23 protein-coding genes and 1 tRNA gene are annotated in these 23,536 nt (G+C 69.7%); 12 read left to right on the top strand and 12 right to left on the bottom strand.

Going from position 1 to position 23,536, the window contains the following annotated elements; all coding sequences use genetic code 11:
- The first annotated feature begins 30 nt into the window (after nt 1-30).
- Nucleotides 31-900 (top strand): UTP--glucose-1-phosphate uridylyltransferase GalU, encoded by an 870-nt coding sequence (gene galU, locus ACFJIX_RS19410; RefSeq protein ID WP_377153896.1) that lies wholly within the window; start codon nt 31-33, stop codon nt 898-900.
- 103 nt (nt 901-1,003) lie between these two features.
- On the opposite strand, the gene ACFJIX_RS19405 is transcribed toward galU, so the two are convergent.
- From ACFJIX_RS19405 to cysM, 3 genes are all read right to left on the bottom strand, one after another.
- Nucleotides 1,004-1,231: a sulfurtransferase TusA family protein gene (locus ACFJIX_RS19405; protein WP_067274265.1), complete on the bottom strand. Its 228-nt coding sequence runs from the start codon at nt 1,229-1,231 to the stop codon at nt 1,004-1,006.
- A gap of 57 nt (nt 1,232-1,288) precedes the next feature.
- Complete coding sequence (locus tag ACFJIX_RS19400; protein ID WP_377153893.1) at nt 1,289-1,816, bottom strand: NUDIX domain-containing protein; 528 nt, start codon at nt 1,814-1,816, stop codon at nt 1,289-1,291.
- Nucleotides 1,817-1,882: 66 nt separating this feature from the next.
- Nucleotides 1,883-2,812, bottom strand: a complete 930-nt coding sequence (gene cysM / locus ACFJIX_RS19395) for a cysteine synthase CysM (protein WP_067274271.1) — start codon at nt 2,810-2,812, stop codon at nt 1,883-1,885.
- 155 nt (nt 2,813-2,967) lie between these two features.
- Here cysM and ACFJIX_RS19390 point away from each other — a divergent pair.
- Both ACFJIX_RS19390 and ACFJIX_RS19385 read left to right on the top strand, forming a co-directional pair.
- Nucleotides 2,968-3,053 (top strand) — tRNA-Leu (locus ACFJIX_RS19390).
- Nucleotides 3,054-3,332: 279 nt separating this feature from the next.
- Entirely contained in the window at nt 3,333-3,920 is a 588-nt protein-coding gene (locus ACFJIX_RS19385) for a rhomboid family intramembrane serine protease (RefSeq protein ID WP_377153889.1), read from the top strand.
- A gap of 44 nt (nt 3,921-3,964) precedes the next feature.
- Here ACFJIX_RS19385 and ACFJIX_RS19380 read toward each other — a convergent pair whose 3' ends face one another.
- A complete protein-coding gene (locus ACFJIX_RS19380) occupies nt 3,965-4,888 on the bottom strand; it encodes an NAD-dependent epimerase/dehydratase family protein (RefSeq protein ID WP_377153886.1) in 924 nt (307 codons plus the stop codon).
- A gap of 160 nt (nt 4,889-5,048) precedes the next feature.
- On the opposite strand from ACFJIX_RS19380, the gene ACFJIX_RS19375 reads away from it, so the two are divergent.
- Together ACFJIX_RS19375 and ACFJIX_RS19370 are read left to right on the top strand one after the other, a co-directional pair.
- Entirely contained in the window at nt 5,049-6,086 is a 1,038-nt protein-coding gene (locus ACFJIX_RS19375; RefSeq protein ID WP_377161858.1) for a CDP-6-deoxy-delta-3,4-glucoseen reductase, read from the top strand.
- A gap of 83 nt (nt 6,087-6,169) precedes the next feature.
- Nucleotides 6,170-6,916 carry a 2OG-Fe dioxygenase family protein gene (locus ACFJIX_RS19370; RefSeq protein WP_377153883.1) on the top strand — a complete coding sequence of 249 codons (747 nt, stop codon included), beginning with the start codon at nt 6,170-6,172 and terminating at the stop codon, nt 6,914-6,916.
- On the opposite strand, the gene ACFJIX_RS19365 is transcribed toward ACFJIX_RS19370, so the two are convergent.
- The 3 genes from ACFJIX_RS19365 to ACFJIX_RS19355 are packed head-to-tail and all read right to left on the bottom strand — an operon-like array spanning nt 6,903 to nt 9,642.
- Nucleotides 6,903-8,123: an ATP-binding protein gene (locus ACFJIX_RS19365; protein WP_377153881.1), complete on the bottom strand. Its 1,221-nt coding sequence runs from the start codon at nt 8,121-8,123 to the stop codon at nt 6,903-6,905. The two genes, ACFJIX_RS19370 and ACFJIX_RS19365, sit on opposite strands and share 14 nt — an antisense overlap.
- Nucleotides 8,120-8,545, bottom strand: a complete 426-nt coding sequence (locus ACFJIX_RS19360) for a response regulator (protein ID WP_377153878.1) — start codon at nt 8,543-8,545, stop codon at nt 8,120-8,122. Before ACFJIX_RS19360 ends, ACFJIX_RS19365 begins: the two co-directional genes overlap by 4 nt.
- The gene (locus ACFJIX_RS19355; protein ID WP_377153875.1) at nt 8,542-9,642 is read right to left on the bottom strand and encodes an ATP-binding protein; all 1,101 of its coding nucleotides are present in this window, start codon (nt 9,640-9,642) and stop codon (nt 8,542-8,544) included. The genes ACFJIX_RS19360 and ACFJIX_RS19355 overlap by 4 nt, the downstream gene beginning before the upstream one ends.
- Nucleotides 9,643-9,866: 224 nt before the next feature.
- On the opposite strand from ACFJIX_RS19355, the gene ACFJIX_RS19350 reads away from it, so the two are divergent.
- Nucleotides 9,867-10,973, top strand: coding sequence for a Glu/Leu/Phe/Val dehydrogenase (locus tag ACFJIX_RS19350; protein WP_377153872.1), 1,107 nt, complete (start codon nt 9,867-9,869; stop codon nt 10,971-10,973).
- A 194-nt stretch (nt 10,974-11,167) separates the two neighbouring features.
- On the opposite strand, the gene ACFJIX_RS19345 is transcribed toward ACFJIX_RS19350, so the two are convergent.
- Nucleotides 11,168-11,308 carry a hypothetical protein gene (locus ACFJIX_RS19345; RefSeq protein WP_377153869.1) on the bottom strand — a complete coding sequence of 47 codons (141 nt, stop codon included), beginning with the start codon at nt 11,306-11,308 and terminating at the stop codon, nt 11,168-11,170.
- Between ACFJIX_RS19345 and ACFJIX_RS19340 the strand changes: the two genes are divergently transcribed.
- Nucleotides 11,307-11,909 (top strand): CHRD domain-containing protein, encoded by a 603-nt coding sequence (locus tag ACFJIX_RS19340; protein ID WP_377153867.1) that lies wholly within the window; start codon nt 11,307-11,309, stop codon nt 11,907-11,909. The genes ACFJIX_RS19345 and ACFJIX_RS19340 overlap by 2 nt on opposite strands.
- A gap of 251 nt (nt 11,910-12,160) precedes the next feature.
- Nucleotides 12,161-14,365, top strand: coding sequence for an ATP-binding protein (locus ACFJIX_RS19335; protein WP_377153864.1), 2,205 nt, complete (start codon nt 12,161-12,163; stop codon nt 14,363-14,365).
- Nucleotides 14,366-14,377: 12 nt separating this feature from the next.
- Here ACFJIX_RS19335 and ACFJIX_RS19330 read toward each other — a convergent pair whose 3' ends face one another.
- Nucleotides 14,378-15,220, bottom strand: a complete 843-nt coding sequence (locus ACFJIX_RS19330; protein ID WP_377153861.1) for a DUF3667 domain-containing protein — start codon at nt 15,218-15,220, stop codon at nt 14,378-14,380.
- 188 nt (nt 15,221-15,408) lie between these two features.
- Here ACFJIX_RS19330 and ACFJIX_RS19325 point away from each other — a divergent pair, with 188 nt between their 5' ends.
- The gene (locus ACFJIX_RS19325; RefSeq protein WP_377153859.1) at nt 15,409-15,900 is read left to right on the top strand and encodes a hypothetical protein; all 492 of its coding nucleotides are present in this window, start codon (nt 15,409-15,411) and stop codon (nt 15,898-15,900) included.
- 30 nt (nt 15,901-15,930) lie between these two features.
- Here the strand turns inward: ACFJIX_RS19325 and ACFJIX_RS19320 are convergent, their stop codons facing one another.
- From ACFJIX_RS19320 to ACFJIX_RS19310, 3 genes are read right to left on the bottom strand one after another with little or no spacing between them, the layout of a single operon-like run.
- Complete coding sequence (locus ACFJIX_RS19320) at nt 15,931-16,599, bottom strand: DUF1080 domain-containing protein (RefSeq protein ID WP_377153858.1); 669 nt, start codon at nt 16,597-16,599, stop codon at nt 15,931-15,933.
- Nucleotides 16,599-17,276, bottom strand: coding sequence for a gluconate 2-dehydrogenase subunit 3 family protein (locus ACFJIX_RS19315; protein ID WP_377153857.1), 678 nt, complete (start codon nt 17,274-17,276; stop codon nt 16,599-16,601). The genes ACFJIX_RS19320 and ACFJIX_RS19315 overlap by 1 nt, the downstream gene beginning before the upstream one ends.
- Nucleotides 17,277-17,278: 2 nt before the next feature.
- Nucleotides 17,279-19,093, bottom strand: coding sequence for a GMC family oxidoreductase (locus ACFJIX_RS19310; RefSeq protein ID WP_377153856.1), 1,815 nt, complete (start codon nt 19,091-19,093; stop codon nt 17,279-17,281).
- 139 nt (nt 19,094-19,232) lie between these two features.
- Between ACFJIX_RS19310 and ACFJIX_RS19305 the strand changes: the two genes are divergently transcribed.
- The 3 genes from ACFJIX_RS19305 (at nt 19,233) to ACFJIX_RS19295 (ending at nt 23,522) form a co-directional block, all read left to right on the top strand.
- Complete coding sequence (locus ACFJIX_RS19305; RefSeq protein WP_377153854.1) at nt 19,233-21,422, top strand: acyl-CoA dehydrogenase; 2,190 nt, start codon at nt 19,233-19,235, stop codon at nt 21,420-21,422.
- A gap of 133 nt (nt 21,423-21,555) precedes the next feature.
- Nucleotides 21,556-22,017: a cupin domain-containing protein gene (locus ACFJIX_RS19300; protein ID WP_377153852.1), complete on the top strand. Its 462-nt coding sequence runs from the start codon at nt 21,556-21,558 to the stop codon at nt 22,015-22,017.
- A 278-nt stretch (nt 22,018-22,295) separates the two neighbouring features.
- Nucleotides 22,296-23,522, top strand: coding sequence for a TAXI family TRAP transporter solute-binding subunit (locus tag ACFJIX_RS19295; protein ID WP_377153850.1), 1,227 nt, complete (start codon nt 22,296-22,298; stop codon nt 23,520-23,522).
- Nucleotides 23,523-23,536: the final 14 nt, after the last annotated feature.

The following is a 23,536-nucleotide window of genomic DNA, read 5'->3' as shown; positions in this document are numbered from 1 at the left end:
CCGGCGCAATTACCGTCGGAGTGTACGTAAATGGCCCTCATCAACAAGGCAATCTTCCCGGTTGCCGGACTCGGCACACGCTTTCTGCCCGCCACGAAGGCGCAGCCCAAAGAGATGCTGCCGGTGGTCGACAAGCCGCTGATCCAGTACGCGGTGGAGGAAGCCTACGCGGCGGGCATCCGTCAGATGATCTTCGTGAACGGCCGTAACAAGCGTGCCATTCCGGATCACTTCGACACCGCCTTCGAACTCGAGACCGAACTGGAAGCCGCCGGCAAGAAGGAACTGCTGGCGATGGTCCATTCGATCAAGCCGGACGACATGGAGTGCATCTACATCCGCCAGCCCAAGGCCCTGGGCCTGGGCCATGCGGTGCTGTGCGCGCAATGCGTCGTCGTCAACGAGCCCTTCGCCGTGCTGCTGGCCGACGACCTGATGGTCGGCAAGCCGCCGGTGCTCAAGCAGATGGTGGACCAGTTCGCCGAATGGCAGGCGTCCATCCTGGCGGTCCAAGAAGTGCCGCCCGAGCACACCAAGCGCTACGGCATCGTGGCCGGCGCGGCGATCAGCGACCGCCTGATGGATCTCACCCACATGGTCGAGAAGCCCGCCCCCGAGGACGCGCCGTCGCGCCTGGGCGTGGCCGGCCGCTACATCCTGACGCCGGGCGTGTTCCGCGAGATCGCGACCCAGCCGCGCGGTGTCGGCGGCGAGATCCAGCTGACCGACGGCATCGCCGCGCTGATGCGCCGCGAGAAGGTCTTCGCCTTCCGTTATGAAGGCAAGCGCTACGACTGCGGCAGCAAGGAAGGCTTCCTGCAGGCCAACGTCGAACTGGCGCTGGCGCACCCGGAACTGGGCGCCAGCTTCCGCGAGTACCTCAAGGCCCTGGAAATCTGACCGCGCTGAACTTCTGACGGCAGGACTTCCCGTCACTGCCGCGTCATGAAGCACGAAGGCCACGCATCGCGTGGCCTTCTTCGTTTCCGGGGATGTCTTCGACTCAGCGTCGTTTGAGCACGTGGATGTATTCGTCGCCCGCCGAGCTCTGCTCGACCAACTCGTTGCCGGTCTGTCGCGCGAAGGCCTGGAAGTCGCGCGTCGAGCCGGGATCCGTCGCGACGACCTTCAGCAGCTGGCCGCTTTCCATCTCCGCCAGGGCCTTCTTGGCCTTGAGGATGGGCAGCGGGCAGTTCAGGCCGCGGGTGTCGAGTTCCTTGTGAATGTCCATGAGAGCGTCCTTGCCGCCGATGACCGGGGGCGATGAAGCGGATTCTAGTCAGCCCCCTCAGCCGCGAGGCGCCATCCACTTCGGTTCGATGCCGCGCCCGCGCAGCCAGTCCGCCAGCGCCTGGCCGGTACCGGCGGGCCAGCACTCGAGCTGCCCCGGCGGCGTCAGCGTGTACTCAACCAGTTCCGGCGACAGCGTGACCTCGCCGCGCGCCGGCACGTGGTACGCGATGATGACCTGGTTCTTCTTCTGGAAGTCGTAGACGCCGATCAGCGTCGCGCCCAGCGCTTCCAGCGAGGTCTCTTCCAGCACCTCGCGCCGGATGCCCTCTTCCGGCGACTCGCCGGCTTCCATGAACCCGGTGATCAGGCCGAAGAACGGTCCCGGCCACGCCGCGTTGCGCGCGAGCAAGACCTGGCCCTCGCGGTCGACGCATTCGACGACGGCGGCCAGCACCGGCGTCGGGTTGTTCCAGTGGGTGAAGTCGCAGTTCGGGCAACGCAGCCGGGTCTTCGGGCCGCCGTCTTCCGGCAGCTCGATCCATGCCAGTTCACTGGCGCATTGCGGGCAGAAGCGGAAGCTCATGAGGCGTGGGCGCGGTGGCGCCTGCGTGTCGCGATGCGGCCATCATCCCTGATTGGCCGCGCGCCGTCAGGCCGGGAAGACGCCCGTCGACAGATATCGATCACCCCGGTCGCAGACCACGAAGACGATCGTCGCGTTCGAGACCTGGCGCGCGATCTGCATCGCGACCCAGCAGGCGCCGGCGGCCGAGATGCCCCCGAACAGGCCTTCCTCGCGCGCCAGGCGGCGGGCCATGTCCTCGGCGTCGGACTGGCCGACCAGCACCAGCTCGTCCACGGTCTCAGGCCGGTAGATCTTGGGCAGATACGCGGCCGGCCACTTGCGGATGCCGGGAATGCGCGAGCCCTCGGCCGGTTGCGCGCCGACGATGCGCACCTCCGGGTTCTTCTCCTTCAGGAAACGCGACACGCCGGTGATCGTGCCGGTCGTGCCCATCGCGCTGACGAAGTGCGTGATGCGCCCGCCGGTGTCGCGCCAGATCTCGGGCCCGGTAGTTTCGTAGTGGATTCGCGGGTTGTCGTTGTTGGCGAACTGGTCGAGCACCCGGCCCTTCCCGTCGCGCTGCATCTGTTCGGCCAGATCGCGGGCGTATTCCATGCCGCCGGAACGCGGCGTCAGGATCAGCTCGGCCCCGAAGGCCTTCATCGTCTGGGCGCGTTCGACCGAGAGGTCCTCCGGCATGATCAGCACCATGCGGTAGCCCCGGATCGCGGCGGCCATCGCCAGCGCGATGCCGGTGTTGCCGGACGTCGCCTCGATCAGCGTGTCGCCGGGCTTGATCTCGCCGCGCTCCTCGGCGCGCCGGATCATGCTGATGGCGGGGCGGTCCTTGACCGAGCCCGCCGGGTTGTTCCCTTCGAGCTTGGCCAGCAGCACGTTGCCGCGCGCCGCCAGTTCGGGCCCCAGCATGCGTTGCAGCCGAACCAGCGGCGTGTTGCCGATGACGTCTTCCAGGGTCGGATAGCTCGTGGGGTCGAAGGCGCTTGCATCACTCATAAGCATGCATTCTCTCAGTGGAGGCGTGTTCCTGCGTGGCATAATGTCTTTCTCATTTCGCGGCTCACCGTTGCCTCCACGGCAACGCTTCCGAACCCCGAAACAGATCATGCAGGCCACCCCCGGTGGCTTCGCACGCAGAAAGTTGCCGTGACGCCCGGATGGCGAAATCGGTAGACGCAGGGGACTCAAAATCCCCCCGCCGCAAGGTGTGCCGGTTCGAGTCCGGCTCCGGGCACCACCCTCCAGGTGGTCAGGTCTTGGCAACTCCTCTTCCGCAACTCATCCTCCAATCGTTCCGCGTTTTTCGGCAGGCCGTTCCGCATGTCAAGCCGCGCCACGGACGTCCTGGCCGCCTCTGTCAGGTTCCCGTCATCCCGCTGAAGGGAAAGCCGTGCGCGGCCCGGGTCGGGTCTTGCGCATGCCCGGGCTACACTGGTCCGAACGCATTGGCTTGACCTCATGTCCATTGCGCCTTCCCAACGCGCCGTCCGCGGTGCCTTCTGAAGACGCCTGCCCCATGCCCTTCATTCCTCCGGTGACCAAGGCCTTCATGCTGATCTGCGTGGGCCTGTTCTGTCTCCCGATCGTCATCACGCCGCTGGCGTCGATGAATGTCGGGATGGAGCTGTGGCCGCTGAATTCCGGCAGATTCGAGTTCTGGCAGCCGATCACCTACGCCTTCCTGCATGGCAGCGTCGCCCATCTGTTCTTCAACATGTTCGGGCTCTGGATGTTCGGCTCCGAGCTGGAGACGGTGTGGGGCGGCAAGCGCTACGCGCAACTGCTGGTGGCCAGCGCGCTGACCGCCGCCGCGGCGCAACTGGTGTTCACGCTGCTGATGGGATCGCTCGCGCCCACCGTCGGCGCGTCCGGGGCGCTGTTCGGCCTGCTGCTGTCCTACGGGCTGCTGTTCCCCGACCGGGTCATCATGCCGCTGTTCCCGCCGATCCCGATGAAGGCCAAGTACTTCGTCGCCATCTTCGGCGCGCTCGAACTGTTCCTGGGCATCACCGGCGGCAGCGGCATCGCGCACTTCGCGCACCTGGGCGGCATGCTCGGCGCCTGGCTGATGATCAACTACTGGCGCGGCAGCCGCCGGCGCTGAGCCGCCCTCGCCCTCGGCCCTTCCCTTCAGTCGTCGCGCCCTCTTCAGTCCTCGACGGCGAGCAGCCCCTCGCGCGGCGTCGGGTAGCGCAGCCGCAGGCGCAGCTCGCGCTTGAGGCGACGGTTGTCCATCCGGCGCGATTCGTTCATGAAGCTCATCTGCATCGGCGAGAACACGCCGGGGGCGTCGGTCCGCGTGACGCGGGACGGCGGCGGCAGGCCGCACACGGTGGCGGCCAGCTCGAAGTAGTCGCCCATCAGCAGCTCGCTGTCGTCGCTCGCGTGCAGGATCCGCTGCGGCGGGCCGCGCATCAGCGCCAGCACGCAGGCGCGCGCCAGGTCGTCGGCCTGGATGTGGTTGGTGTAGACATCGTCCTCGCGCGCCAGCACCGGCAGCCCCTTGCCGAGGCGCTCGCGCGGATGCCCGCCGTCGCGGTTGAACGCGTAGATGCCGGGCACGCGCAGGATCGTCACCGGCGCGCCCGTCGCGCGGCCCCACTGGCGCAACTGGTCCTCGGCATCGACCCGGCGCCAGGCGCGGTCATTGGACGGATTGGGGCGGCGCGTCTCGTCGATGCGCGCGCCCCCGCAATCGCCGTAGACCCCGCTCGTGCTCGCGTAGACCAGATGCGCCGGTGCCGCCGAGCGCGACAGCGCCTGCAACAGCCGCCGGGTGCGCTCGTCGGTCCGCCCCTGCGCGGCCGGCGGCGCCAGATGCAGCACGCGATCCGCGAGCCCCGCGAGCCGCCCCAGCGTCGCGGCGTCGTCGAGGTTGCCGATCAGCGGGATCGCGCCGGCGGTGCGCAGTTCATCGACCCGCGCGGCGCTGCTCGTCAACGCCATCACCGTCCAGCGCCCGGCCAGTTGCCGCAGCACACGCATCCCGACATCGCCGCATCCGACGATCAGCAGACGGCTGCGGCGGCCGCGGCGGTGGACGGAGGGCGAGGCGGGATTGGCACCGGACATGGCGGGTCGAAGCGGGGCTGGGGCAAAATGGCGGGCCAGTTTAGATCGCCTTCATGGCTCGAACGGCTCGCGCCCCGGTCTGCGGACCGCGCGGGCCGTGTCGCTTCCGCCCTCTCCTCTTACGACATCGCGCGGCCCCGTGCCGCGCCGACTCCGCATCATGAGCTTCCAGGTCACCGTCCTGCCCGCCGGCCGCAACTTCACCGTCGACGACGACGAAACCGTGCTGGCCGCGGCCATCCGCCAGGGCATCGGCCTGCCCTACGGCTGCAAGGACGGCGCCTGCGGTTCCTGCAAGAGCCGGCTGATGGAGGGTCAGGTCGTGCACGGCGAGCACCAGACCAAGGCGCTGTCGCCGGAAGAAGAAGCCGCCGGCCTGATCCTGACCTGCTGCGCCAAGCCGCAGACGGACTGCACCGTCGAGGCCCGCACCGTGCCCGGCGCCGGCGAGTTCCCGGTGCTGAAGCTGCCCAGCCGCGTGATCACCGTGGAGAAGCCGGCCGGCGACGTCGCCGTGGTCAGGCTCCAGCTGCCGGCCACGCAGAACCTGCAGTACCGGGCCGGCCAGTACGTCGAATTCATCCTGCGCGACGGCGCGCGACGCAGCTACTCGATGGCCAACGCGCCGAGCCGCCTCGGCACGCCGCCGGCGATCGAGCTGCACATCCGCCACATGCCCGGCGGCAAGTTCACCGACCACGTCTTCGGCGCGCTCAAGGAGAAGGACATCCTGCGCATGGAAGGCCCGTTCGGCAGCTTCTTCCTGCGCGAGGACAGCGACAAGCCGATCGTGCTGCTCGCCTCGGGCACGGGCTTCGCGCCGATCAAGGCGATCCTGGAGCGCATCCAGGACGAGGGCATCACCCGGCCCGTGACGCTGTACTGGGGCTGCCGGTCCCAGGTCGACCTCTACCTGCACGACTGGGCCGTGGCGACCGCCGCCGCGATGCCGACCTTCACCTACGTGCCGGTGCTGTCCGAGCCGAAGGCCGAGGACGGCTGGACCGGCCGCACCGGCTTCGTCCACCAGGTCCTGATGGCCGACCTGCCCGACCTGTCGAAGCACCAGGTCTATGCGTGCGGCGCGCCGGTGATGGTGGAGTCCGCGCAGCGCGACTTCGTCGCGTCCTGCGGCCTGCCCGCCGAAGAGTTCTACGCCGACGCGTTCACGTCCGAATTGGATAAACACGCGGGCTGATCCGGTCCACGTAGCGCCCCGGCAATCCCGCGTTCACGGCGTGACATGTGCCATCCCGGGCGCGACGCTCCATACTTTCGCGCATGAAGCATTTCCCGCCGCCGTACTCCAGCGCCGCGCAGTTCGAACATCAACTGCAGAACCTCGGCCACACCGTCATCGCGCCCGAGAGCCTGACGCACTGGCTGCACTGCCAGGCCGGGGATCTGCGCGCGCTGCAGACCTACTGGAACGACCTGCCCCCGGACGCCTACCTGCGCGACGGCGGCCGCTACCGGTTCCGGCGGCATGCGAGCTTCGTCGTGGACTCGCAGGCCGAGCCGTCGGTGCGTCTGGCGCCGCATCGCGCGCATTGGCAGCCGGTGGACTACAACGCGCTGCACGGCGGCATCGAACGCTGGTTCGAGCCGATGGATCCCGCCGCCGTCGACCTGCCGATCTGGCCGCGGCTGCTGCTGGGACTGGCCTCGGTCGCGGACCGGCTCAAGGGCGCGCGGCCCTGGTTCATCGAGGCGCACCAGTTCCGCATCGACACGGCGGGCGGCATCGGCCGGCCCACGCCCGAGGGCGCGCACCGCGACGGCGTGGACCTGGTGGCGGTGTTCATGCTGGCGCGCCACGGCATCAAGGGCGGCGAGTCGCGCGTCTTCGAAGCGGATGGCCCGCGCGGCCAGCGCTTCACGATGATGGAGCCGTGGACGCTGCTGCTGCTCGACGACGAACGCGTCATCCACGAGACCACGCCTATCCAGCCGATCGATCCCGCGCATGCCGGCCATCGTGACACGCTGGTCGTGACGCTGCGCGCGGACGCGTTCATGGGGCGCTGACGAGCGGCACGCCCGGGTCGGGCAGTTCGGCGAAGAAGGTCGAGCCGTTGCCCGGCGAGCTCATCACCCCGACGCTGCCGCCCTGGGCCTCGACGATGCGCTTGCTCAGCGCCAGACCCAGGCCGGTTCCCCGATAGCGGCGGCGTTCTTCCGAGGGCAACTGCGTGAACTCGGTGAACAGCCGGGGCAGATGCTCGGCCGCGATGCCCAGGCCGGTGTCGCAGACTTCCACCCGGAAGCCGTGTGCCCCGGTGCGCCGGCCGCGCACGACGATCTCGCCGTTCGCCGGCGTGAACTTCCAGGCGTTGGACAGGTAGTTGTAGAGCACCTGACGCAAGCGCAGCGGATCGGTCCAGACGCTCCCCAGTCCGTCATCGATCTCCATCCGCACCGTCATCGCCTTGTCGGTGAAGCTGCCCGCCACCACGTCGACCACTTCGCGCGCCAGTTCGGCGACAGGGGTCGCTTCCGGATGCAGGTCGATCCCGCCGGCCTCGATGCGCGCCATGTCGAGGATGTCGTTGATCAACGCCAGCAGATGGCGGCCGCTGGCCAGGATGTGTCCGCCGTAGCGCTGCACCGCCGGGCTGTCCGGGCCGGCGGCGCCGTCGGTCAGCAACTGGGAGAAGCCGATGATCGCGTTCAGCGGCGTGCGCAACTCGTGCGACATGTTGGCCAGCACCCGACCCTTCTGCCGGCTGACTTCCAGGATGCGCTTGTTCTCCAGCTCCAGCTCCGCGCTGCGCAGCCGCAGCGCCTGCGAGCGCATCCGCTCGCGACCCTCGCGGGCGCGGACGATCGCGTAGTCGATGGCCCTCAGCAGCGAGCGCGGGCGCACGTCCTGCTTGGACAGATAGTCCTGCGCGCCGGCCGTCATGCAGGACAGCGCGAGCTGGTCGTCCTCCATGCCCGTGAGCACGACGATCGGCGTGTCGCGCGCCTGCGCCCGCACGGCCTTCACGCAGTCGATGCCTTCCCCATCGGGCAGGCGCAGGTCCAGCAGGATGGCCGACATGCGCTGCTGCTGCAGCGCGCGCACGGCCTCGTCCAGCCGCGCGGCCCGCAGCACCGGACGGGGCGGCACCGTGCCGCCCTCGGCCAGCAGGTCGGTGATCAGGTCGGCGTCGCCGTCGTTGTCCTCCACCAGCAGGATCGGCCAGGGCGCGCGTCGAGGCTCGAGGGCCAGGTCGTCGGGCAAGGCGCTCATGGCAGTTTCACCACGGTGAACCAGAAGCCCTCGATCGCCTGCACGATGGACTGGAACGCCACCAGCCCCACCGGCTTGGTCACGTAGCAGTTGGCCCCCAGCTGGTAGCTCCTGACGATGTCGTGCTCGGCGTCGGACGAGGTCAGCACCACCACCGGGATCTCCCGCAGGCCGGGCTCCTGCTTGATGCGCGCCAGCACCTCGCGGCCGGTCACCTTGGGCAGGTTCAGATCGAGCAGGATGAGGTCGGGCGGCATCGCCGCCTCGAATGGCGGCTGGCGCAGCAGCCGCGCCAGCGCCTGCGCGCCGTCGACGGCCACCGCGATGTCCAGCATCAGCTTGCCCTGCTCCAGGGTCTCGATCACCAGATCGGCGTCGCCGGGGTTGTCCTCGACCAGGAGCACGCTCAGCGGCCGGCTCACGAGAGCTGCTCCGGTTGGGCCGCGGGCAGCGTGAAGGACACGACACTGCCGCGCCCCGGCTCCGAGTCGATCCGGATCGTGCCGCCATGCCGTTCCACGATGCGCTTGGCGATCGCCAGGCCGATGCCGCTGCCGTCGTATCGCCCCTGCTCGTGCAGCCGCTGGAACATCTGGAAGACGCGCTCCGCGTACTGCATGTCGATGCCGATGCCGTTGTCGCCGACCCGGAACCGCCAGCGCGGGCCCTCGCGCTGGGCCTCGACGCGCACGCGCGGCGCCGCCTCCGAGCGGAACTTGATGGCATTGCTCACCAGGTTCTGCAGCAGCTGATGCAACTGGACCTCGTCGGCCAGCACGAGCGGCAGCGGCCCGGCGTCGACGGTGCCGCCGGACTCTCTCAGCAGGCGCTGCAGGCCGTGCGTCACCGCGGCGAGCACCTCGTCCGCCGCGACCGGCGCCAGCGGCTTGCCCTGCGATCCCACCCGCGAGTAGGCCAGCAGATCCGCCACCAGCCGCTGCATGCGGCGCGCCCCGTCGGAGGCGTAACGGATGTACTTGTCGGCCCGCTCATCCAACTGGCCCGCATAGCGCTGCGCCAGGAGCTCGGTGTAGTTGGCGACCATGCGCAGCGGCTCCTGCAGATCGTGCGAGGCGACGTAGGCGAACTGCTCCAGGTCCGCATTGCTGCGCCGGAGCTCGTCCTCGTAACGTTCCCGCGCGCTCTTGCGCTCGGTGATGTCGATGATGGAGGCGAGCGTGCACAGGCCCTCGGCGGTCTCGATCGGACTCAGGCCGATCTCGATCGGCACCTCCTCGCCGCCCTTGCGCCGGCCGAAGAGGTCCCGCCCCGCGCCCATGGGCCGCGTTTCCGGCTGCGCGAAGAACTGCGCGACGTGACGCGGGTGGTCGCCATGGAAGCGGTTGGGGATCAACAGCTCCACCGAGGCGTCGAGCAACTCGTCGCGGGCGTAGCCGAAGAGCTCCTCGGCCTTGCGGTTGACCAGCCGGATCCGGCGCTGGCGATCCACGAGCACGATGGCGCTCGGGATCGCCTCCACGATCGACCGGTACCGGTCGTCGCTGCGATCAGTTGACATGCGGAGCCTCCCTGACGATTGGATTCGTCTTGTGTCCTTCTCCGATGGATAGGTGTAACACGTCGTTGCTCGTGCGCCAATCGCCCGACATGGGGACCTCGGGGTGCTGCGGCGCGGGCGCGACAGGGCGGCTTAAACTCCGGGGCCGGTGCGCCACAAGCGCAGCGGACCCCGCCGGATCGCCGCGATCCGGTCTTCTTCAAGCATCACAAGTGCAGGTTCCCATGAACGCCATCACCGACATCGCCCGCGCGCTCGCCGCCGGCTCGACCGACGCCATCCCCTCCTCCCTCTTCGGCCTGCCCGACCAGGCTCCGCACGAACGCGTGCTGCTGGCCGCCGATCCGGTGACCGGTCTCAAGGCCATCCTGGCGGTGCACAGCACCGCGCGCGGCCCGGCCTTCGGCGGCTGCCGCTTCTGGAGCTACGACAACGAACTGGCCGCACTGAACGACGCGCTGCGCCTGTCGCAGGGCATGAGCCTGAAGAACGCGCTGGCCAACCTGCCCTTCGGCGGCGGCAAGGCCGTGATCATCAAGCCGCAGGGCGACTTCGACCGCGCCGCGCTGTTCGCGGCCTTCGGTCGCGCGGTGCAGTCGCTGGACGGCGCCTACATCACCGCCGAGGACGTCGGCACCACCACCGCCGACATGCTGGGCATGATGGCGCACACGCAGTACGTCTCGGGCATCCCGCGCGACGGCGCCTTCGGCGGCGACCCCAGCCCCAAGACCGCGTACGGCGTGTTCGTGTCCATCGACGAAGGCGTCAAGCGCGTGCTGCGCCGAGAGTCGCTCGAGGGTGTGCGCGTCGCCCTGCAAGGCCTGGGCGCGGTGGGCTGGCACCTGGCCGAATACCTGCACCGCGCCGGCGCGAAGCTGGTCGTCGCCGACGTGAACGCCGAGAAGGTCGCGCGCGCGCAGACCGAGCTGGGCGCGAAGGCCGTCGGCATCCATGAGATCCTGGCCGCCGACGTCGACGTGGTCGCGCCGTGCGCGCTGGGCGCGACGCTGAACGCGCAGTCCATCCCCGCGCTGCAGGCCGCGCTGATCGCCGGCGCCGCCAACAACCAGCTCGCGACCGCCGCCGACGGCGACGCGCTGCAGGCCCGCGGCATCACCTACCTGCCGGACTACCTGGTGAACGCCGGCGGCATCATCAGCGTCGCGCGCGAGTTCCGCAACGAAGGCGAAGAGAACGCCGTGATGGCCGAGGTCGGCCAGATCCGCGGCCGCGTCGCCGAGCTGCTGGACCGCATCCGCGTCAGCGGCCAGACGCCGGCCCGCGAGGCGGACGCCTGGGCGCGTTCGCTGCTGGTCAAGCCGGCCTGACGACACGGGAGCCGCCGCGCTCCTCGATGACAACGGCGCCTTCAGGGCGCCGTTTTTTCGTCTGCCTCCACCACCGTCCGAGGCTGTCCCAACGATGGCTCACGCAATCCGCGTGCCCGCCGCGCACACCCCGTTACATCAGACCGTGTGCCTGATTTCAGCGATCCGGTTGCCTCCCGTCCCCGCCAGGGACTTCATCTCCCCACGCCGGGCTGCCGGTCGCGCACAAGCCCGATGGCATCGACGTATACCGCCGCCTGAGTTCCGCGCAGCCCGTTGCGGAGCCGAACCCAGGAGACCGTCATGACGACGTCCATGAAGTGCTTGAAGTCCATGAAGTCCTTGCCCCTCGCGGCGCTGGCGATCGCGGCCGCGAGCCTTGCGATGCCCGCCGTCGCGCACGACATCGTCTACACCGCGCCGCTGAGCGGCGCGGCCGAGTTCCCGTCGAACGCCTCCGCCGGCACCGGGCTGGCGCGGGTGACCTTCAACGACGACGACTTCACGATGCGCGTGCAGGTCAGCTTCGCCGGGCTGACCGGCACGACGACGGCGGCGCACATCCACTGCTGCACGGCGGTGGCGGGCGCCGGCAACGCGGGCGTCGCGACGACGACGCCGACCTTCCCGAACTTCCCGCTCGGCGTGAGCTCCGGGAGCTACGACCAGACTTTCGACCTGACGCAGACCAGCAGCTGGAACGCGGCCTTCATCAACGCCAACGGCGGCACGATCGCGGGCGCCTTCGCGGCGCTGTCGACGGGGCTGGCGGGCGGCAGTGCCTACCTCAACGTGCACTCGACCTTCGCGCCGGGCGGCGAGATCCGCGGCTTCCTGACTGCGAGCGCGGTGCCCGAGCCGTCGAGCTACGCGCTGATGGTTGCCGGCCTGCTGACGGTCGGCGGACTGGCGCGGCGACGCGCGCGCCGGTCCTGACCCTCCCCCCCCCAGTCACCGCTGTCATCCCTCGACACACGTCGGGGACACGCTGAGCGTTCGAACCCCGCCCGCCCTCTGTATGCTCGCCCCACAGGAAAGTCCCGCATGATTCCCCCGTGCTGACGCGGCTCCGATTTGGGATGCAGCGCTAGGCGCAAACCGGAGCCATAGCGGGGCTATGGCGAGGATTTGCAACGACGCGGTGCGCCCAAAGCGGCGCCGCGGCAGCACGGGGGAGGGGCAGGGAGATGGTGATCGAGAGGTTCTGGTTACGCTGGCCCGCGGCGGTGCTTGTCTTCGTCGCCGCGACCTGGCTCAACCTGTTCCTCCAGCCCGCGCTCAACAGCCGCGAGCCGCTGCTGCCCTACTTCCCGTCGCTGGTGATCGTCGGGCTGGTCTGCGGCCTCGCCCCGGCGCTGACCTTCCTGGTGGCGGCCAGCCTGGCGATCCTCTACTTCTGGATCGAGCCGGTCGGGCAGATGTTCCCGGTCAACTCGTTCGCGGACGCGGCGATGGTCGTGCTGTTCCTGCTGACCGGCTCGCTGGTCGCGACGGTCTCGGCGTGGGCGGGCCGGCTGATGCAGAAGGAGCGCAACAGCCGGCGCCGTCTCAACCTCGCGCTGGCGGCGGGCCGCATGATCACCTGGGACTGGGACGCGGTCACCGGATTCGCCACCACCGGCGGCGGCGCGAAGCAGCTGTTCGGGCGCAACTGGGCGTCGATGGACGACATGCTGGCCGGCATGTCCGCGCAGGACGCCACGCGCTTCCGCGACCGCTACCGCTACGCGACGGAGAGCGGCGGCCGCTTCAGCCTGGCCTGCCCGATCACCCGCGCGGACAACGACGAGGTCGTGTGGACGCAGTTCGACGGCTACGTGAGCCTGGACGCGAAGGGCCGCGCGGTGCATGCCTACGGGGTCGCGGTCGACGTCACCTCGCAGCAGGAGGCGCTGCGCGCGAGCCAGGCGGCCGAGGAGCGCTTCCACCTCGCGCTGCAGAGCGGCAAGGTGATGGCATGGGAATGCGACGTCCAGGGCCGCTACACCTGGGCCTTCAACACGCCGATGGGCTTCACGCGCGAGGCGCTGATCGGCGCGGAGGTCGGCAGCCTGGTCGGCGAGCCGGAGTTCGCCGGCATCGTCCGCGAGGCGGTGATCACAGGCCAGGCGATGAACCTGGCGCAGCGCACGACGCACGGCGGCAGGACCTACCAGCTGCTGACCTCGCTGCGGCCGATCACGGCGCACGACGGGCAGGTGCAGCGGGTGATCGGCGCGACGGTCGACGTGACCGAGCTGTCCGCCGCGCAGGAGGAACTGCGCCGCGAGAGCGAACGCAAGGACTCGTTCCTCGCGACGCTGGCGCATGAGCTGCGCAACCCGATGGCGCCGATCCGCTACGCGGTGGCGATGCTGCGGCAGTCGTCGTCCGACGACACGCGCGCGCAGGCCACGGATATCATCGCGCGGCAGTCGGCGCACATGGCGCGGCTGCTCGACGACCTGCTGGACATGAGCCGCATCACGCGCAACGTGGTGGAGCTCAAGCGACAGGTCATCGACCTGCGCACGGTGGTGAGGCAGGCGCTGGAGGCGATCGAGCCGCTGTACAGCGAGATGAAGCACCGCGTCACGCTGTCGCTGCCGCCGACGCCGGTGCCGGTCGACGGCGATCCGACGCGGCTGCAGCAGGTGCTGGGCAACCTGCTGGACAACGCGGCCAAGTACAGCCCGGAGCCGGGCGAGGTGCACGTGCACGTGGCGGTGGTCGCGGACCGGGCGCAGATCACGGTGACGGACCGGGGCGTGGGCATCGCGCCGGCGATGCAGCCGCGGGTCTTCGAGCTCTTCACGCGGATCGACGCGCGCGGGGCGGCGCCGTCGGGGCTGGGCATCGGCCTGGCCGTGTCGAAGCAGCTCGTGCAGCTGCACAACGGCACGATCACCGCGGCGAGCGAGGGCCTGGGGCACGGCAGCCGCTTCACGGTCACCCTGCCGCTGGCGGACAACGGGCAGACCCCGCACGCGAACGAGCCCGGGGCCGGCGGCGACGGGACACGCCCGACGGCGACGCAGGCGCAGACCCTGGTCCTGGTCGTCGACGACAACGTGGACGCGGCCAACACGCTGGCCGAGGTCCTGCGCGGCGTCGGTTATCGCGCGACGGTCGCGTACAGCGGCGAGGAGGCGCTGGCGGTGTTCGAGGACACGCAGCCGCGCGTGGTGCTGCTGGACATCGGGCTGCCGGGGCTCTCCGGGACGGACGTCGCGCGGCGGCTGAGAGCGACGCGCGGCGCCGAGCCGCTCGCGCTGATCGCGATCACCGGCTGGGGCCAGCGCTCCGATCGCGACGCCACGGCGGCCGCGGGCTTCGACGCCCACCTGGTGAAGCCCGTGGAGTTCAACGAGCTGGAGCAGGTGATGCAGGAGCTGCTGGACGCCAGCCACTGACCGGCCGACCGCTCAAGCCAGCAGCGCCGCCCCGATCACCAGTCCCACGACGCCCATCAGCAGCAGCGGCAGATAGAGCCCCGCCAGCAGCCCGCCACGCCAGATCCCGCCCCACCAGCTCGTGCCGTAGACGACCCGCAGCGCGATCACGCCATGCAGCAGCACCAGCGCGACGATGACCGTCGCCAGCGCGGGCATCACGAGCGCCAGCAGATAGGCGACGAACCAGCAGGCATGCAGGTGCAGCGCGAAGACGAAGTGCTCCGCATACTTCATCCGCCGTCGCAGGAACATCAGCGCCAGCAGGCCGGCAAAGACCGGCTGCATCAGCAGCATCGCGTAGGGGGCGAGCTTGTCCATGCGCTTCTGCACCTGCGCGACGGAGCCGCCGGCCAGACGCTCGCCGACGTGGTCGAGGCGGCGCTCCCACCAGCTGCAGGTGCTGCCCGGGCTGGAGCAACTGCCTTGACGCGCCTGCGCCATGGCCTGTTCGTCGCGCTTGACCGTGAGCATGTGATCGCCCGGCAGCAGATGCACGGCGATGAAGAACACGAAGCTCAGGCTCAGGTACAGGCGCAGTGGCTGGACATAGCGCCGGCGCCGGCCGATGAAGTACTCGCGCGTCAGACGCCCCGGCAGGAACAGCATCGCCCACAAGGTCCGCCACAACGGCCCTTCGAGCGCGACGTAGTGGCCGACGAACTCATGGATGAACTCCCGCATCGAGGCCGCATGCAGATGCGCCTCCTGACCGCAATGGGGACAGAAGTGCCCGCCCGGCTGGAGCGACAGGTCACAGTTGTGGCAGGTCGCGGCGCCGGGGGTCGGGTGGCGGGCCGGAGAGAGAGGCGTCATTGCAGGCGGCTCCGAAGTCGTCGTGGACGCGCCGGCTGCTCACTCCCTGCCGGCGGCGCGGGCACGATGATAGGTCGGGCGCCCGGGCACGCCGGGCCGGGTTCCCCGGCACCGCGGCGCTGGCATGCCGGTTGCCTGTTGTCGGCGAGGGCCTCAGGAGGAGGCCGCCAGCACAACAGGAGATCGTCATGACCCATCGCCACCTGGCCGCCGCCGTCCTCGGCGCTGCCGCCCTGCTGACCGGCCTCGGTGCCGCGGCCCAGTCCGTCGGCAAGGCCTCGGACCCCGAGCGGGACGTCGGCCGCGCCGCGCCGGGGCAGGACAACTCCTACTTCAACGTGACGGCGAAGAACCGCATCCCCGCGCCGCTGCTGCCGCTCAAGAAGGGCCAGTGCGTGATCTGGTATCCCGAGAAGGGCATCGCGGAACACACCGGACCGATGCCGTGCTCGCCGCTGCCCAAGGTGGCACCGGGCGGCTGGCTGATCGCGCCGTCCAAGGACCCGGTGATCCTCGAGGCGGCGGTCTATCACGCGGAGAACCCCGGCGTCGTCATCGCCCGCGGGTCCTTCGACGCGCGCACGCGCTACCTCGTGCGCACGCTGGATCCGGACAGCAAGATGGACGTGGAAAAGGGCCAGAAGGGCCAGCAGGGCCAGCAGGGCCAGAAGGGACGCTGAACGCCTCCGCGTCTTCGCACTCCCGATCCGTCAGGGCAGCACCTTCACCTTGATGTTGCGGAAGTGCGCCTCGCTCTCCGGATCGTGGCCCTGCAGCGCGAAGGTGCCGCTGGCCAGGTAGCGCTTCTCCAGGCCCTTCTTGCGGACGAGGGGCGCCTCTTCGGTGTAGTCGGCCGTCTTCTCGCTGTTGACGAAGGTCGTGACGTGCTTGCCTTCGACGCGCACGGTCAGCGTGAACCACTGGTGGTCCGGCGACACGACCTTCAGGTAGTCCTGCACGCCCCACAGGCCGCCGGTGCGGCTGGGGTCGCTGTGGGAGTTGTTGACCTGCACCTCGTAGCCCAGCTCGGGCCAGCCCACCTCCTGCCACCTGGTGTGGAAGTAGACGCCGGAGTTGGCCTTGGGGAAGGTCATCACGTCGACCTTCAGCTCGAAGTTCCTGAAGTCGTGCTGCTGCACCGGCCCCATGTAGAACAGGTGCGAACGCGGGCCGCGGACGACGATGGCGCCGTCCTTCACGCTGAAGGAGCCGGGCTGGTCGCTGGCGCGCCAGTGGTCCAGGCTCTTGCCGTCGAACAGCAGTTGCCAGCCGGCGGCGGTCTCTTCGGCGGTGAGCGTGTTGGGCATGTCGGCGGCGTGGACAGTGGCGGACAGGGTGAAGGCGGCAGCAGCCGCGGCGACAACGGGGGCAATGCGCATCAGGCGACTCCAACGATCTGCAGGACCTTGAGGGGCGGGCCGTCGAAGGTGACGGAGGGGATGTTGCCGACGAAGCCGACGTCCTTCATGCCGTCGGGCGTCGTGTAGAAGCCGCCGGCGGTCAGGTCGCGGAAACGCTTGAAGAAGCGCGCGGCGGTGGCGAACCCGGGCTTGGCGGTCTCGGTCCAGCAGATGTCGTCGGCGATCTGCGATTGCTGGGCGACGTCGAGTTGGTCGAAGCGCTTGCCGCCGAAGCGCTTGTGGCTCTCGGCCTCCAGCCAGTCCAGGCCATTCACGATGACGGGCTTGTCCTTGGCCTGGTTGGGATACGGCGCGCTGACCCATTCGTCGATGAAGCGGTGCACCTGCAATTGCGCGGCGCTGGGCGACTGGTCGTCGGCCGGGATGATGAGGCCGCACAGCGCCTGCGCGGTGCGGTTCTGCGCGGCGCTGAAAGTCAACGGCCACAGCTCGCCGGCCTGGTAGCTCTTCGTCAGCGTGGGGTCGGTGCCGTAGCCCTCGGGCTTGCCGCCGATGCCCGCCTTGCCGCTTTTGCCGCTTTTGCCGCTTTTGCCGCCTTTGCCGCCTTTGGTGGCGGGCGTGGCACCGGCCGACACGTCGACGCTGAGCGCCGCGGCGGCGGCCAGCATCCATTGCAGGGTCGTTCTGCGGTCCATGCTCAGAGCTCCTTCTTGCGGAAGCGGTCGACGATGTGGTCGGCCTGGCGCCAGGCCAGCGCCATGATGGTCAGCGTGGGGTTCTTGTCGGCGTTGGAGGCGAAAGGCGCACCGTCGGACAGGAACAGGTTGGGCACGTCCCAGGTCTGGCCCCAGCCGTTGGTGACGGAGGTCCTGGCGTCCGCGCCCATGATGGCGCCGCCGACCTCGTGGATGATCGAGCCGCCGGGCGCGATGGCCTTGCGGCCGTCCAGCTCGGGACCGCCGTCGAGCACCCGGCCGCCCATGGCCGCGATGATCTCGGCGAAGGTCTTCTGCATGTGGGCGGCCTGGCGGGTTTCGTGCTCGGCCCACTGCCAGTGGAAACGCGGCACGGGAATGCCGAAGCGGTCTTTCGTCGTCGGGTCGATCTCGCAGAACGAGTGCTCGTTGGGGATCATCTCGCCGCGCCCAGAGAGGTACACGAACGAGCCGAAGGTGCGGCGCACGTCCTGCTTGAACGTCGCGCCGTAGCTGCCCTTCGTCAGCCACTCCAGGTTCGCGCCGGTGCTGGCGCCGGGCATTCGGCGGCCGGTGCCCAGCTCGATGTGATAACCGCGGGGGAAACCCAGGCCCTTCTCGGCCCAGCCCTTGCCCTGCTGGCCGTACAGCCACCAGGGGGCGTACATGTGCGAGCCCCCTGCCCCGTCTTCGTTGTGCGGGGGCAGGTTCTCCAGCAGCGGCACCTGACCGGACAGGTCGCTGCCGACGGTGTCCATCACGTACTTGCCGACCTTGCCGCTGCTGTTGGCCAGGCCCTGCGGGTAGGCGCTGGTCTTGCTGTTGAGCAGGATGCGCACCGACTCGCAGGCACTGGCGGACAGCACGACGGCGCGGCCCCTGGCCTCGATGTGCTTGCCGGTCTTGCGATCGACGAAGCGCACGCCGCTGGCCTTGCCGTCCTTGGTGGTCACCTCGTAGACCATGGCGTCGCACAGCACGTCGAGATTGCCGCTGGCGAGCGCCGGCGGCAGATGCACCGCAGGGCTCTGGTAGGTCGCGCCGATGGAGCAGCCGCGCGAGCACGGCGTGGCCCAGAAGCAGGCGGCGCGCTCGCGCATGGACTGCGCGACCAGCGCCTGCGCGCGCGGGTTGCCGGGATGCAGCAGCGCGGGGAGGCGGGTGTCGTCGAGCTTCGCGGTCAGCACCGCGCGGTGGATGGGCACCACCGGGATGCCGAGCTTGCCGGCGCGCTGGGCGATGAGGCGTTCACCCACGCGCGCGGCGGGCGCGGGCAGCAGGCAGCCGTCGGGCGAATCGGGCGTGTTCTCCAGGCCCTCGTTGCTGCCGTAGATGCCCACCAGCATCTCGACCTTGTCGTAGTACGGGGCCAGGTCTTCATAGCCGATCGGCCAGTCGAAGCCCAGGCCGTCGCGGCTGTGCGGCTTGAAGTCGTAGGGCCCGTTGCGCAGCGAGATGCGGCCCCAATGATTCGTGCGGCCGCCCAGCATGCGGGCGCGCCACCAGTCGAAGCGCTGCTCCTCGTTGTCGGAGGCCTGCGTGTAGGGTTCGCCCGGCACCTGCCAGCCGCCGTCCACGGTCGCGTCGTAGAAGCCGAAGGGCTTGTCCGGCGTGCCCGCGCCGCGCAGCGGGGCGTCGTGCGAGGCCTGGAACATCGGCGTCTCGGTGCGGAAGTCGTAGTACCGGCCGGCTTCCAGCATCAGCACCTTCACGCCCTCGAGGGCCAGCGTGTAGGCCGTCTGGCCGCCGCCGGCACCCGAGCCGACGACGATGACGTCGTAGTCGCGCGCCATGTTGCGCGTCGTCACAAAACCCATGCGCCCCTCCTGAACAGGTCGGCGGAGTGTGCCACCGGCTCCCGCGTGCCTGGCGGCCGCCCATCGTGGCCGTGCGTCCTACGCGCGCCTGCGTTCCAGGCCGACGTCGCCGCCGGGCACGGGGACCTAGGCTCTGCCTATGGGATTCCACCGACTCCTCGGGCGCCTGGCGATGACGCCCTTCTCCAAGGCCTTGCCCGCGATGGGCGACACGGAACGTGCCGCGCTCGAAGCCGGCACGGTGGGCTTCGAGGGCCAGCTCTTCGCCGGCCAGCCCGATTTCGATGTGCTGATCGCGCGAGGTCCCAATCGCCTCACCGACGAGGAGCGTCGTTTCCTCGATCACGAGGTGCGCACGCTCATCGGCATGCTCGACGACCACGCCATCGACACGGCCGGCGACCTGCCGCCCGAGGCGTGGCGGTACCTGCGCGAGCACCGCTTCTTCGGGATGATCATTCCCAAGGAATACGGCGGCCTGGGCTTCGGCCACTACGCGCATGCCGAGGTCGTGACCCGCATCGCCACCGTCAACACCGCCTGCGCGGTGACGGTGATGGTGCCCAATTCGCTGGGCCCGGCCGAACTGCTGCTGCGCTACGGCACGCCGGCCCAGCAGCAGCACTACCTGCCGCGCCTGGCCGATGGCCGCGAACTGCCCTGCTTCGGCCTCACCTCGCCGTACGCGGGGTCGGACGCCGCCTCCATCCCCGACCGCGGCGTACTCACCGAGCGCGTCATCGACGGCCGCTCGGTGCGTGGCTTCAGCGTGCGCTTCGACAAGCGCTACATCACGCTCGCGCCGGTGGCCAGCGTGGTGGGCCTCGCCTTCCAGGCGATCGATCCCTCGCGGCCCGAAGGTCAGCAGGAACTCGGCATCACCTGCGCGCTGCTGCCCGTGCCCACGCCCGGCATGGAGATCGGTCACCGCCACCGTCCGATGGACTCGGCCTTCATGAACGGCCCCATCCGTGGCGAGGACGTCTTCGTGCCCATGGACTGGGTGATCGGCGGCGAGGAACGTGTCGGCCAGGGCTGGCGCATGCTGATGGAATGCCTGGCCGCCGGCCGCGCCATCTCGCTGCCGGCGCTGGGCGCGGCGATGCAGCAGACGGCGCTGTTCGTGGTCAACGGCTACGGCCAGGTGCGCGAGCAGTTCGGCCTGCCCATCGGACGATTCCACGCGATCGCGGGCATCACCGCGCAGATGGCCGCGCGGCTCTACGCCACCGATGCCGCGCGACGCTACACCGCCGCGGCGCTCGATGCCGGCGAGCAGCCCAGCGTCGCCAGCGCCATCCTCAAGGTGCAGCTCACCGAGGCGGGACGCCGCGCGGTCAACGACGGCATGGACGTGCTCGGCGGCAAGGGCATCATCTCCGGGCCGCGCAACCTGCTGGGCGTGGCCTACCGCCATGCGCCCATCGCGATCACGGTGGAAGGCGCCAACCTGCTGTCGCGGGCGCTGATCATCTTCGGTCAGGGCGCGACGCGCTGCCATCCCTTCGTGCTGGAAGAGATGTCGGCCGTGCAGGCCAAGGACGAGGAGCGACTCGGCCGCGCGCTCGCGGGCCATGTCGGCCATGTGATGCGCAACCTCTGGCGCAGCCTGGCGCACACGCCGCTGCGCGGGAAGCCGCCGGTCGACCTGCGCGCCGAGGCGACGCTCATCGCCTCGCTGTCCGCCCGCTACGCGCTTACCGCCGACCTCGCCATGGGTCTGCTGGGGGGCAAGCTCAAGCGCATGGAGCTGTTGTCGGCGCGCCTGGGCGACGTGCTCGCCGCGCTCTACCTCGCGGCCGCCTGCGTGTGGCGCTACCAGGTCGAGAACGACCCGGCGACGCTGCCGGTGGCGCGCGCGGCGATCCGTCTGCAGCTGTACGAGGCCGCGACGCTGCTGCGCGAGCTTTACGCCAACCTGCCCTCGCGCTTGCTGCGCGCGGTGGCGCCGATGCTGCTGCACGGCACCGGCCACCTCGCCCCGTTGCGCGACCGCGAGGCCATCGCGCTGGCCGACGCGCTGCGCACGCAGCCGGAGCTGGTGCGCCGTCTGTGCCCCGACGTCTCGCGTCCGAAGCACGGCGGCCTGCTCGACCTGATGAGCGCGCTGGATGCGGCCCGCAAGCTGGGCGACGAGGTGCCCGAGCTCAACAAGGCGCTGCGCCGCTCCGGTTCGCTGGAAGAGGTGGCGCGTGGCTCACGCGATCCCGACGCGGCGCTGGCCTATCTGCGAGCCGCGGAGCAAGTGATTGCCGTGGATGAGGACGAGCCCCGAAGCGCTGGGGACGTTGAACGGATTCAGCCGCGTCTACGCGTCTCGGCCGGATAGAGTCCGCGCGACATCACTGCATTGCTGCATCAAGTCGGTCGGTCCGGCTCCGCGCTAGTACATTCGCGATTCAAGGCGCCGAACACCCGGCCCGCGCATCGCCTCCCAGCCCGCGCATCACCGAGCCGCTGCAATGCCAAAGCTCAATACCGCTCTCTGGACCGACCATCCCGGCGTCGTCAATCGCTTCTCCGGACAGAATGATGGTCCCTATGCCGAGCTTGTCCTCGGTGACCAGGCCGGCCTGACGCAGTTCGGCGCGCGGCTCGAACGCCTCCCGGCGGGTTCTCGTTCCTCGCATCGACACTGGCACGAAACGGAAGATGAATTCGTGTACGTGCTCTCCGGCGAGCTGGTGCTCATCGAGAACGAAGAGTCCGTTCTGCATGCCGGAGAGGCCGCCGCCTGGGCCGCGGGGTCGCCTGTGGCTCACTGCCTGGAGAATCGAACCACCTCCGAGGCCGTGTACCTCGTTGTGGGCACCCGGGCATTGACAGGGACCGTCCACTACCCGGACCACGACGTGGTCCTGCATCACGACGGTAGCGGACGCCGTTTCACCAGAAGCGATGGCTCCCCCATCGAGCGTGAGTAGGCGCCAGCCGGAGTTCCAGCCCCGGAGGTACGCCCCGCGATTGGCCGCTCAGCTACATCGTCGAGAGCACCGGCACGGCACCAGCGCGGTCACGGTCTGAATCGGGCCTGCGCCTTGCGGCGCCTTCGCAACGGATCGCACCGTCGGCCTAGGAACCGATCTGATTCTTCACCTCCGGAATGCCGCGATCGCGCCGTGGGCCGCGCCAGACGCGGCGTTGGCAATCATCATGGCCACGGCGCCGCGATGGCGCAGTCCGGGAGGTCACGATGTCGCGCTTGAGTCTCTGGGTTCTGATCGTGCTGGCGACGCTGTGCTGGGCAGTGTCGGGCGGCGTCCGACGTGCGTTGCCGCCGCAGCGCGTCGTCATCCAGGCGGGGCCGCCCGGTGGATCGTTCGACAACCATGCCCACCGCTACGCCGAGCATCTGCGCGCGCATGGCCTGCAGGCCGAGGTGCGCAACCAGAACGACAGCCTGCGCATCATCGACAAGCTCGACACGTCCAGCACCGGCGTGCACATCGGCTTCACCGCGCAGCGCGTCGATGCGGCGCGGCATCCGCAGGTCCTGTCGGCGGGCGTGGTCGAACTGCAGCCGCTGTTCCTGTTCCTGCGCCGCGAAGGGTCGGAACCGGCCACGCTGGCCGGCCTGAAGGGCCGCCGACTGGTCATGCCGCTCGAGGGGAGCGCGACCGCGCAAGCCGCCCACGATGTGCTGGCGCGCTACGGCGTCAGCGCGGCCAATGCCACCTTCTCATTCCGGCAGATGAGCGAGGCCGTCGACGCGCTGCAGCGCGGCGAGCACGAGGCCGGCTTCTTCATGCTGGCGCCCGACAACGCGCTGGTGCGCAAGCTCGCGGTCGATCCGGGGCTGCAGATGTTCTCGCTGAGCGACAGCCGGGGCATCGCCCGCAACCTGGACTACCTGAAGCCCGCGACGCTGGTGCGCGGCGCCTTCGATCTGCAGGGGCCGCTGCCGCCGCGCGACGTGTCGCTGGTGGGCGCGACGGTCAACGTCGTCGTCCGCGAGGACCTCCATCCCGCCGTGCTCTATGCGCTGCTGCAGGCGATGAACGAGGTGCACAAGGGCCAGACGCTGGTGTCCGATCCGGGCGACTACCCGCGCCAGACCGGCGCGGCATTGCCGGTGCATCCGCTGGCGCTGGAATGGGCCAAAAGCGGCACGCCCTGGCTGTACGAGCATCTTCCCGCGGCGGTGGCCGGCGTCGTCGATGCCTATTGGGGACCGGTGCTGGTCCTGGTGGCGGTGGTGTCGGCCTTCGGCACGCTCACCTCGCTGACCGGCTTCATCGAGGCCGCGTTGCTCGGCATCGCGCTGCGGTGGCTGGGCTGGCTGCAGCGGCGTGTCGATCGCGGCGGACGCCCCGGCTGGGGAGGACGGATGCTGTTCCGGATGGTCGAGCCGGTGATCCTGCGCCAGGGCCAGGAGCAGATCGCGCGCGATCGGCTGGAGCGTTTGCGGCCGCACATGTCGGCGGGCTGAGCCCGGGCGAGCAC

Source organism: Roseateles sp. UC29_93 (assembly GCF_042695725.1).
GTDB lineage: Bacteria > Pseudomonadota > Gammaproteobacteria > Burkholderiales > Burkholderiaceae_C > Roseateles > Roseateles noduli_A.
This window is presented reverse-complemented; position numbering and strand designations above follow the sequence as displayed.

Coding starts and splice junctions, on each gene's coding strand:
- galU (WP_377153896.1), top strand. CDS start 31: ATGGCCCTCATCAACAAGGCAATCTTCCCGGTTGCCGGACTCGGCACA.
- ACFJIX_RS19405 (WP_067274265.1), bottom strand. CDS start 1,231: ATGGACATTCACAAGGAACTCGACACCCGCGGCCTGAACTGCCCGCTG.
- ACFJIX_RS19400 (WP_377153893.1), bottom strand. CDS start 1,816: ATGAGCTTCCGCTTCTGCCCGCAATGCGCCAGTGAACTGGCATGGATC.
- cysM (WP_067274271.1), bottom strand. CDS start 2,812: ATGAGTGATGCAAGCGCCTTCGACCCCACGAGCTATCCGACCCTGGAA.
- ACFJIX_RS19385 (WP_377153889.1), top strand. CDS start 3,333: ATGCCCTTCATTCCTCCGGTGACCAAGGCCTTCATGCTGATCTGCGTG.
- ACFJIX_RS19380 (WP_377153886.1), bottom strand. CDS start 4,888: ATGTCCGGTGCCAATCCCGCCTCGCCCTCCGTCCACCGCCGCGGCCGC.
- ACFJIX_RS19375 (WP_377161858.1), top strand. CDS start 5,049: ATGAGCTTCCAGGTCACCGTCCTGCCCGCCGGCCGCAACTTCACCGTC.
- ACFJIX_RS19370 (WP_377153883.1), top strand. CDS start 6,170: ATGAAGCATTTCCCGCCGCCGTACTCCAGCGCCGCGCAGTTCGAACAT.
- ACFJIX_RS19365 (WP_377153881.1), bottom strand. CDS start 8,123: ATGAGCGCCTTGCCCGACGACCTGGCCCTCGAGCCTCGACGCGCGCCC.
- ACFJIX_RS19355 (WP_377153875.1), bottom strand. CDS start 9,642: ATGTCAACTGATCGCAGCGACGACCGGTACCGGTCGATCGTGGAGGCG.
- ACFJIX_RS19350 (WP_377153872.1), top strand. CDS start 9,867: ATGAACGCCATCACCGACATCGCCCGCGCGCTCGCCGCCGGCTCGACC.
- ACFJIX_RS19340 (WP_377153867.1), top strand. CDS start 11,307: ATGAAGTCCTTGCCCCTCGCGGCGCTGGCGATCGCGGCCGCGAGCCTT.
- ACFJIX_RS19345 (WP_377153869.1), bottom strand. CDS start 11,308: ATGGACTTCAAGCACTTCATGGACGTCGTCATGACGGTCTCCTGGGTT.
- ACFJIX_RS19335 (WP_377153864.1), top strand. CDS start 12,161: ATGGTGATCGAGAGGTTCTGGTTACGCTGGCCCGCGGCGGTGCTTGTC.
- ACFJIX_RS19330 (WP_377153861.1), bottom strand. CDS start 15,220: ATGACGCCTCTCTCTCCGGCCCGCCACCCGACCCCCGGCGCCGCGACC.
- ACFJIX_RS19325 (WP_377153859.1), top strand. CDS start 15,409: ATGACCCATCGCCACCTGGCCGCCGCCGTCCTCGGCGCTGCCGCCCTG.
- ACFJIX_RS19320 (WP_377153858.1), bottom strand. CDS start 16,599: ATGCGCATTGCCCCCGTTGTCGCCGCGGCTGCTGCCGCCTTCACCCTG.
- ACFJIX_RS19315 (WP_377153857.1), bottom strand. CDS start 17,276: ATGGACCGCAGAACGACCCTGCAATGGATGCTGGCCGCCGCCGCGGCG.
- ACFJIX_RS19310 (WP_377153856.1), bottom strand. CDS start 19,093: ATGGGTTTTGTGACGACGCGCAACATGGCGCGCGACTACGACGTCATC.
- ACFJIX_RS19305 (WP_377153854.1), top strand. CDS start 19,233: ATGGGATTCCACCGACTCCTCGGGCGCCTGGCGATGACGCCCTTCTCC.
- ACFJIX_RS19300 (WP_377153852.1), top strand. CDS start 21,556: ATGCCAAAGCTCAATACCGCTCTCTGGACCGACCATCCCGGCGTCGTC.